Source organism: Mycobacterium helveticum, from assembly GCF_007714205.1.
In the GTDB taxonomy this organism is placed as follows: domain Bacteria; phylum Actinomycetota; class Actinomycetes; order Mycobacteriales; family Mycobacteriaceae; genus Mycobacterium; species Mycobacterium helveticum.
On record NZ_VMQU01000168.1, the window covers coordinates 1 to 9,342 of the forward strand.

The 9,342-nt window shown below is 60.0% G+C and carries 7 protein-coding genes and 1 pseudogene; 3 read left to right on the forward strand and 5 right to left on the reverse strand.

Annotated features, from left to right (window positions below):
- A pseudogene (locus FPZ47_RS24795) lies at positions 1-358 on the forward strand (hypothetical protein); the annotation flags it as partial.
- A gap of 70 nt (positions 359-428) precedes the next feature.
- Positions 429-2,711 carry a glycosyltransferase family 1 protein gene (locus tag FPZ47_RS24800; RefSeq protein WP_144956518.1) on the forward strand — a complete coding sequence of 761 codons (2,283 nt, stop codon included), beginning with the start codon at positions 429-431 and terminating at the stop codon, positions 2,709-2,711.
- Positions 2,712-2,725: 14 nt separating this feature from the next.
- On the opposite strand, the gene FPZ47_RS24805 is transcribed toward FPZ47_RS24800, so the two are convergent.
- The 5 genes from FPZ47_RS24805 to FPZ47_RS28630 form a co-directional block, all read right to left on the reverse strand.
- Positions 2,726-4,723 (reverse strand): glycosyltransferase 61 family protein, encoded by a 1,998-nt coding sequence (locus FPZ47_RS24805; protein WP_144956515.1) that lies wholly within the window; start codon positions 4,721-4,723, stop codon positions 2,726-2,728.
- A gap of 96 nt (positions 4,724-4,819) precedes the next feature.
- Positions 4,820-6,223 carry a glycosyltransferase gene (locus FPZ47_RS24810; protein WP_168209561.1) on the reverse strand — a complete coding sequence of 468 codons (1,404 nt, stop codon included), beginning with the start codon at positions 6,221-6,223 and terminating at the stop codon, positions 4,820-4,822.
- 35 nt (positions 6,224-6,258) lie between these two features.
- Positions 6,259-7,950: a glycosyltransferase family protein gene (locus FPZ47_RS24815; RefSeq protein WP_144956509.1), complete on the reverse strand. Its 1,692-nt coding sequence runs from the start codon at positions 7,948-7,950 to the stop codon at positions 6,259-6,261.
- Between the two features lie 300 nt (positions 7,951-8,250).
- Positions 8,251-8,487: a hypothetical protein gene (locus FPZ47_RS24820; RefSeq protein WP_145039666.1), complete on the reverse strand. Its 237-nt coding sequence runs from the start codon at positions 8,485-8,487 to the stop codon at positions 8,251-8,253.
- Positions 8,488-8,494: 7 nt separating this feature from the next.
- Positions 8,495-8,671, reverse strand: coding sequence for a hypothetical protein (locus tag FPZ47_RS28630; protein ID WP_168209562.1), 177 nt, complete (start codon positions 8,669-8,671; stop codon positions 8,495-8,497).
- A gap of 122 nt (positions 8,672-8,793) precedes the next feature.
- On the opposite strand from FPZ47_RS28630, the gene FPZ47_RS29035 reads away from it, so the two are divergent.
- Positions 8,794-9,342 (forward strand): hypothetical protein (locus tag FPZ47_RS29035; RefSeq protein ID WP_210419996.1); only part of this gene is annotated, 549 nt, incomplete at its 3' end.

Consider the following 9,342-nt stretch of genomic DNA (forward strand, 5'->3'; position numbering starts at 1 on the left):
TCAACTACGAGATCAGGGAAAACCGTCAGAAGCCAGAAGCGGCTTAAGAAACCCTCCACGATCTCGGGGGAAGCACAACCGGCTCGCCGCCCGGCACCCCAACGCCGTCATGATCCACACCCCGGTGCACGCTTCCTGGCTCAACCAAGTCGAGATCTATTTCTCCATCGTGCAACGGAAAGTCCTCACCCCCAACGACTTCCCAGACCTCACCACGCTCGAACAACGCTTGATGGCGTTCCAGGACCGCTACAACGCCACCGCCACGCCCTTCACCTGGCGCTACACCGCCGCAGACCTCCACCAGCACCTGGCGCGGCTCGACACCAACGCCACTTCCCAAACACATGCCGCATAACCCCCGACGAATTAACGGGCGAGACCACTTAGCGGGGTCAAGCCCCTGACTCTTGCGGTAGTTTGCACGCATGCGTTTCGCGGTCGCGATCGTCTCACCTCCCTCCCATGATGACATCAGCGGCGGAGCATTTAACGAGGTCGCCGAGGCAGTGCACCAGGGTCTTGTGGCGCTTGGCCATGACTCGGTGCTGACCAACCGTCTTGACCTCGACGAGCGCCGCACCATCGTGCTCGGCGGAAACCTCCTCGTCCAGTACGCATTAGAGCCGCCAAAAAATCCCATCTACTACAACCTCGAGCAATTGGGTGACGACTTGCCGTGGATGACGATGCCGGAATTCGTCGACCTTTTCCGTCGCTGCCCGACGTGGGATTACAGTCAAGCCAACATCGAGCGGCTCGCTGGCCTGGGATTGCCCCGGCCCACCTACGTTCCGATCGGATACGTTCCCGAGCTGACCCGGATCGCCCCAGCCCCCGAGGACATCGACGTCCTGTTCTACGGCGCGCTCAATGGGCGCCGATACTCCGTTCTCCGGGACCTGCACGACCGAGGCCTTCGGGTCAAATGGCTATCGGGCGCCTACGGCGCCAGCCGCGATGCCTGGATCGCACGCTCGAAGATCGTCCTCAACATCCACTACTGGGAAGCGAAAATCTTCGAAATCACCCGTGTTTCATATCTGCTCGCCAATCGACGCGCGGTGGTCTCCGAGCGCGGTGCCGATCCGGGATTGGAGCGCGACCTGGCGTCGGGCATCGCGTTCGCCGACTACGACGAACTGGTCGATCGCTGCGTGGAGCTCCTCGGCAACGAGCCCGCACGACGCGCGCTCGCCGAGCGAGGCTACCAGGCTTTCTCCGTTCGCGACCAGGCCGCCATCCTGGACCGCGCGCTGTCCGAAGGCCTCGAGGGCTTCACCCACCAAAACGCCGCGCGCGACGACCCCTGCCTCGAGGCGCGCCACGAAGGTAGAGACCACAGCGCAGATGATCAGCTCCGCGACAGTCAACTGTTTAGCTACAAGCTGTTCAAGCATAAGGCTGCGCAGGAGCGCGACTGGTTGCTGGCCAAGGTCGAGCGCAATCCCGGGGATGCGCGGTCGGTCTTTTTCTTAGCCGAGACCTACTTCCGGATGGAGGATTTCGTCAACGCGCGCCGGTGGTGTGAGCGGCGGGTGCAGATGGGCGGCTGCGAAGAGGAGGTCCACTGGGCGATGTATCGGCTCGCGGAGTCGATGTCGAACCTCGGTGCGCCGTGGCCGGATGTTGAGGACGCCTACCTCAAGGCGTGGAAGTTTCGACCGACTCGCGCCGAGGCGTTGCATGCCATCGCCTTTCGGTATCGCAACGAGCAGCACTACCGGCTCGGTTACCAGTTTGCCCAGCGCGCCGCGGAAATTCCCTTTCCCGAAGAGGACCTCTTTGTCCCCAGATACGCAGACATCTACGCGTGGCGCGCCACCGACGAGCAGGCGGTGTGCGCATCCTGGATCGGCAAGCACGCCGAGGCATTCACACTGTGCAGGCGCCTGCTGGCCCGCCCCGACCTCCCCCAGCCTGACCGGCGACGGATCGCCGCCAACCGCGACGTTTCGGTACCGGCCATGCTCGAGACCGCCTCACCCTACCCCCAAGCCCTGGTGCAGTCTCTGGCCGCCGGTCCCGGTCAGGGCGAGGTCACCGTCACCCTGATCGCCGGACCCGACCGCCAGACCACCGAACACACCATCAACTCGTTTCTGAACTGCTGCCTCGATGTGTCGCGGGCCGCGCGCTTCCTGGTACTCGATGCCGGCCTGTCCGCCCCCGACCGCGCCACGCTGCGCAAACGCTACGGCTTTCTCGAGTTCGCCCGTCGCCGATCCGGCGACAAGCCCGCCCCCCAACTGGCGCAGCTGCGCGCGCAGATCCACGGACGGTTCTGGCTGCACCTGGGCGCGGGCTGGCGATTCTTCGCCCCCGAGAACTACATCACCCGCCTGACCGCGGTGCTCGACGCCGAACCACAGGTGTTTCAAGTGGGTATCAACGTCGAAGACGCGGCCGCACTCACCGGCGCCAGCGCCCCCGAGCAGGCGGTACGCCGAGCACCCGATGCCGGCCGCTACCTGCTCACCGAGGCGATGGCCAGCGGCCCAGCGATGTTCGACACCGCACGCCTGGATCGAGCCCGCAGTGTGCAACACAGCAACCCCGATCCCCCCACCCAACATGGCCGACCAGCCGCCGCCGGGGCGCGTACCGCGCGTACCGCCACCCTCGACGAAATCCTCTGCATCTCAGATCCGTACCCGACCATCACCGCTTCAGTAGCGGTATTGGGGCTCACCCGACCTGGTCTGCCTTGAGATCGAGAAGATGCTCAAAGAATCTCCCGGATTGCGGTGCAGGCGCGCTGCACATCAATGGCCCACCGTTTGTGCACCGGCGCCGGGTCGGCGGGGTCTTGCCGCCCAACAATAACGGCGAATCGGTGTCCCATTGAACTGAGCATCATGGAGTGGTCGCGGATAAAGACGTCACTCGATTCGATGTCCACTACTGTTGTGCCGGGCGGGCAGAAACGAACGCCAAAGAGAGCCGATCCGCCTAAGCCGACAACGCATTTGGCTCGCGCAAACATCCCAATCTGCTCTTTAACTGGTAGCTGCTCCGGTTGAACCGTCTTGAAACCCAATTTGCTCAGCGCCGCGATAAGATCGCATTCGTTTTGCAAAACGCGGTAGTGGGGATGCTCCGCCGACCAGGAGAGACGCGACACGAAGATTCGCTCGCCAAAAGTTTCCGCGGAATCTCGCCGGCAAGCATCCGCTAATTCGGCGTAGATCCGCTTCTCGGCCTCACTAATAGCCAGGTTTGCCACCGAATATTCCACGGTTAGAGCATCGCGGCAAAAGTATGTTTTTCCCGGATCGTGCTCCAGCACTTGAGCCTCGTCGATACCCATCAGTTTCATGAGGTCCCGTTGCCATCGATACTCAGCCCGGCAAAAGAACCGTCTTCCGTTCCCGAATTCCTTGAACTGGGCGCACTTGGGGAGGGCTGTTGTCATCCATCTGCCCCAAACGTCGGGTTCTAGCGGAGTGGCGAGGAACAATGGTTCAATGATTGAATCAACATCGCACTGGTTTAGCGTGGCGCAATCGAGAACGACCTCGTCACCCTCAAATTCGATGCCGGGCTTCACGCCGGGGTACATCTTAGAAAACGCAGGAACCGTCACATTGTCCATCCAATGCCGCTTGAACGTCCGCGTTTCGCACGACCAGAGCCCGGATTGACTTACCAGGTGATTTTGCCCAAATAGAAGCACGTCGGATCGCGACACCAAGTAGCTCCCATGGACATGGATTTGGTCACCCGTATTGAACCAGTCGGGTATCGTCTTACCGGAGAGGTTGCAAACAAACTCAGGCGGCCTGAATTGCTCTATTTTCGGCGCTTCGATGACTGTCAGCATGCCATCCGATGGCGGCCAGTCTCGGAGCGGAAATCTGCCTCGGGGGAAAAAATCCATTCCTGCCTCCGAGGACGTGCCAACTATGCATTCTTCGTTCTGCATGTGTTCGATTTCGTTACTCCCTGATGCCATCCCGGAACGTGGCGTGTAAAGGGTGAACAGCTCGGTCAGGCGCTCGGGTTCGGCGTGAAGCGGTCGCGAAGCGGTTAGTTCGAGTTTGTCCCAGAACGACTTCAGCCGACCCTCGTCGAGAACGGATCCGGCGTGCTGATCGACGATCTCGTCATAACGATCAGCAAGAACGCTCGATGCCGGGTCCAGCCCGGTGATTGCGACCAGACCGGTAGGCGGACAGTCCAGCACGTGTAGCCGCAGGTCCGGGCGGTACTCACGCAGAATCGGCAGCAGCTTCCACACATCACCGGTCCACCAGCCAGCGGTGTCTCCTTCAGAGGAATCACCAGGCACGGGCTGCCGCAACGCCATCCGCGTGTTCGACGGCACGCAATCATGCAACAGGATCAATGAGCCGGGATGACAAGCAGCCTCCGCGCCGATGAAATCGCGCAGCAGGTATTCGAACAGGTGCATGCCGTCCAGGAAGGCCATATCCACTGGCCGTCCCAGCAACGTGGCTGCATTTTCTGTCGCAAAAAAATCGTCTGAGGTCATCTGAAAGAAGAACGTGCGTGTCCGCTTTCCGCTGGCGCAGCCGCGAAGAGCGAACCGCGGATCTACCGCGATCGTGTCGCAGCCCGCAACCGCCAGCGAAGCCCCTGTCGAGGTGCCAACTTCTAGATAGCTGCGCGGTGTCAGGTGGGTGTGCAGCGCGTTGAGGAATTCGATGTAGCCGACGCCGGACAAGCCGAACGTTGCAGTCGCGTTGTCATTTTCGATCATCGGGACGGCCCTCTCGTCACACTAATAGATCCGTCAGGCAGCGAGCGCCGACGTCAGCCAATACTGCAGCAGTCGGTTTCCGCATCGACAGGATCGTTATTCCGAACTCGATATCCGTGCTGGCCGGCGGGACGGCCGCTGCGCTCTCGTTGGTGCGTCAGTTCTTTTTGCGACCTTTTCCCGGCGCACCGGTCGCCGTACTGATGAGCCGTTTGGCTTTTGTTTAACGCCATAAACGTCGAGGAATGCCGCTACCATTGCCGCAAGAGACGGCGGTTCAGGGATCGCGCCCGAAAGGCGCTCCCATAGACCGGTTTCCGTAGAGGCTCTCAGCATGACTGCGGCCAGGGCGTAGGGGTCACCCCGGGTGAAGTGGATGCCATCAACGTCATCGGTGACGCGCTCGGCCAGAGCCCCAACATCGGAACAGATGACTGGGCGGCGAAAAGCCCACGCCTCCGATACTACGAGACCAAAAGCCTCTTCCCAGAGGGAAGGCACAATGGACCAGTCAACGCGTGACATTCGGCTAGTCAGTTGATCTACTTGGTAGGGACCATTGCTTCGCACGATTCGCTCCGCAAAAGGGCGCTCATTCTCTTCGGCGAGGAAATCTTCGATTTCCTTTTTGAGCGCCGACGTGGCATAGCGGAGGTTGTCGCCGTTCAACTCAACTCTGAAGTTTGTGAAGCCCTGCTCCCGAAGGCTTGCCACCGCTCGGAGGAGTATTTGAATACCCTTGATGTCGACCATCTGCCCAAAGAAGCCAAAGCGATTCTTTGGACCGTCAAAAGCGGGAATCACTGAGCCGCGGGTGCAGTCGGCTTGACCATTCGATACGTGACGGATCTTGCGGGCATCGATTCCCCAAGCTACATAGCGGTCGATCATGAAGCTGCTGGGGCACGTAAAAACGTCCACTTCCTGCAGGTGACGCATGAACCACATCTTCCGCAACGAAAAGTGTTCGGGGGAGCGGTCGGGGAAGCACTGATGACAACGAACAGAGCTCGCTTGCGAGCACAGCGATTGATCGCTGGTTCGCACCATGTGTCCGTTCGCTTCGCAGATGCTGAGAAATTCGTGAAACGTGAAGACAAGGCGCGCATTGGGCAGAACTCGCCTGGTCAAGCTGAGTAGATCAATGCCATAGGTCAAGAAATGATGAAAATGAACTATATCGGGCCGAATGGTTTCAAGAAATTCGCAGTAGGCGTCGATCAGACGGACTGAGGATGTCCGGTGCCAGGCATAGTTGTATTCCTGCGTTAGAAACAGGAATTCGTTTGGCCGCTGGTCGAAGCCAGTGATGCAGGCTCCGGCTTTATACAATGCCGGATACGCGGCATCGGTCGAAGCCAGAAGCACCGGTTCGATGCCTGGTTCGTTCTGCAATCCCTGAAATAGTTCATAGGCGATCTGCTGCGCACCACCCCGCATCAATTCGGGATGGTGGAGACTGATAACGAGAACTTTGGCGTCGCCCTTCGTTTCGGTCATTTCCCTCTGCCTCAAAAGTCGTTTCCGGTAAGCGCTCAGCGGTGAGTCGGAGTCGAGAAAGCTTGTGACGCAGGACCGTGGACGCAATTCTTCACGATTTCGCCCCAAATTTTGGTGAAATGCCATCGATTCACCAGACGTCCGCCTTCGAAAGCTGGACGGAATGCAGACCCCTTGCCCTCGAAATGCACGAACGGCAGATAATGGAGCCACACCGGTTTACCGGCGCTGAAGCTCTTGAGGCAAAGGTCGGCATCCTCGTAGTGTCCGTATATGTATTCCGGCGAGAATCCCCCCAACGACTCGAACCACTCGCGTTCGACAGACATCCAAGCCCCGCTCACGGCTGGAACCGGGCGTGAGACAAGAAAAGGGTTCGTATGCGGCGGCGCTCCCTTGCCGTAGTGTTCCACTCTGAGCATCTCGTAGCGCGTGGCTTGCTGATCCCGAAAAAAGAACTCTATGTCCACTTCGAAATACATACCTCCATGCATCAACGAGCCGTCGTCGTAATACAACGGTGCGCCAAACAGTGCAACTTGCTCCGGAGGCAGATCGTTCACGATCCGGCTATGCTGCGACGGCCATTCCGGATCCATCGGAAAAATGTCTGGATTCAGTATCAGAAGGCGACCACTCCGCGCGGCGGCGGCCGCAACGTTATTGGCGACGCCAAAACCCGCGTTGCCCGGCAGAAGGATCAGCGTGATCGGCATTCCATAGATCCGGTTGGCTATAGTAGCGTCCTTGATCAGCAACTCCGCCATTTCGGGACTATTTGAGACGTAGATGAATTCATAGCTTTCGATGCCATGGCACTTTGAGAAGAGCGCACACTGAATCGGAAGCAATTCTGGTCTGCCGAACAGACATACGATGACTGATGTTTCCAGGCGAGCCGGCGCCACGCCTATTTGAACTGTCTGTGCGCCCAGGGCCATCCGCCTCGAAACCTTGAGATTCAACGCGATCAGCGACTGTCCTAATCCGGCGTCCAAGTGGCGAAAGGTTTCCACGAGAGCATGCCCGACGGTTTGGGTCTTAGCCAGACAGTCGAGAGCAAGCTCCCTAAAGCATTCTTCGTCAACCGCACGGAATTGACAGTTGAATGTCTTACGCTCGGCTCCGACCGAAAGGGTCACGACGGCCGGCGCCCTCATGGTTTCGGGCCTTTCGATCGCTACAATCGCCCAGAAACCGAGATTTCTGCCCTCCGGCAGTCCCAGATAGTCTGTGACATCCTTGCGGCGGTACCGGTAGAGCGCCGTCGTTGAACTCCTCAAACCAAGGGCGTTCCGCAGCACCAGTTTGCCGACGGGTTCCTGTCCGTCGTCGTTTACCCAGCCCAAGACCAGGCATTGCCCGTCTTTGCAACCGTAGATCGCATCCACGTGGGCTGCCGGAAATCCGGCTGTGTCGGCGCTAATGAGCGCCTCATAACGAGGATCCGTAAGACGGCCCTCGCGCCTACCAGTATATTCATAGTGCTGTAATGCTGAAGGGAATTCTTCGGCCTTAATGGCTCTTACGACGTCCGGAAACGCTGCGAGGTAGGCTGACTCATCAAAATCCTCCGGCGCAGTATCGGAGGAAACCGGGAAAGACGTTCGCAATCGTGGAGGCCCGAGGGTCGCGCTAACTAGCTCAGCTCGCTCCGGAGGCGACGTTGCCATGCGCGGACTCTGATCTGTCGAAGCAATCTTGCCAGCACCCTTCACGATGGTCATAAGGTAATTTCCTCCGGCGACGTGAGCGACCTAGACAGATTAGAGTTTTTAAGGACATTCGAGCGCCGCATGGTCCGCGCCGTAAGCATGGGACATCCGCCCCTTCCTCGGAAAGCAGCCACTCGGCTGACATCTTATAGGGTCGGCCGGGTGCCGGTCGGTCATTTCGGCAGATCCACTAGTTTGGTGGGTTTCGGCGACCTCAGGTGCCTTCGCGAGTGGCGCCGCTGGAATAGATCGCCGGACACCGGCCGTCTGCCGTGGTGAGCATCTCGACCCCGTCGCGGACCGGCGCGTCGATCACCGCCACACGGTCGCGGCAAAGTCGTGTTTCACCATTTCAGCAGTAGTTCGACGGGGCGGAGATGATCGCGCGTGGTGTCGGAGCACGGCTGCGATGTTGGTATGGCCGTTGAGCCGCAAGATGATGGCTGTGTTCCTAAACCAATTCGACCAGCGCTCGGCGTAGCGGGCGCCGATGCCCGTGCCGTCGGTGGTGGTGGTGGTGGTGGTGGTGGTGGTGTCGGTGGTGAACACCGCAAGGTCATAGCCGCCGGTGGTATCGATTCGCGGGCCAGCACCACCCGGCCGGGGTGTCGCCGAACGCGCCGCACCACAGGCAGCTGCGTTCGGCGATCGTGATGATGTCGGTGCGCCCGTAACGGTCCACGGTGGCGGTACACCATGGTGCGGTGCTGGCCAACTCGGTCAGTCGGGGCAATCGTGAGCCTTTTTTGGCGGGCCTGCCACGACGGCCGGTACGCGGTGGCGCCGGGGTGTGCAGGGCGCCGTTGGCCGTTAGCCGGGTGGTGATCGTGGTGCCGGGAACCAGCAGCGGGGCGGGTGCTGGCGCCGAGCCAGAAGTACGAGATGTTCGTGGCGGTGATGACCGAGCAGTACACCCAGCGCGAGGCCGCCGAGAAGCGGAGGGTCGACCGCTGCACGGTCTCGACGATCTGCCGCACCGTCAAGCAGGCCGCGTTGAACGCGTTGCCGGCGCGGCCGAGCCGCCCAGGCAAAACCGGCGAGCAGAGTGAGCTGGAGGAAGCCAGGGCCGAGAGCGAGAGGCTGCGCGCCACGGTCGCCGAGCAGGCGGTGGTACTGCACCTGCACGAGGGAAAATCAAACGGCAGCCTGAAAACTCAAGACACCTCTCAAAGAGTCAGGGACCAAGGGTCCCTAGGTAGCTGGTGTCAAACGGGCAGTTTCATGCGCCAAGGCGAAATCGGTCAAAACTGGCACCTCCTGAAAAGGACGCTGAGCGACTTTCGGCGACCTGCCGACCAAATCACTCTCTCGGAAATCGCGATGTTCGGAGCCTGTTGCACAAACCTTCGGCGTGTTTTCGGCGGGAGAATGCCCTGGTCAGGGATAATATCCTGCAACGCAATG

Bases quoted from the DNA above. Each gene is read 5' to 3' on its own strand.
- FPZ47_RS24800 (WP_144956518.1), top strand. From the start codon at position 429: ATGCGTTTCGCGGTCGCGATCGTCTCACCTCCCTCCCATGATGACATC.
- FPZ47_RS24805 (WP_144956515.1), bottom strand. From the start codon at position 4,723: ATGATCGAAAATGACAACGCGACTGCAACGTTCGGCTTGTCCGGCGTC.
- FPZ47_RS24810 (WP_168209561.1), bottom strand. From the start codon at position 6,223: ATGACCGAAACGAAGGGCGACGCCAAAGTTCTCGTTATCAGTCTCCAC.
- FPZ47_RS24815 (WP_144956509.1), bottom strand. From the start codon at position 7,950: ATGACCATCGTGAAGGGTGCTGGCAAGATTGCTTCGACAGATCAGAGT.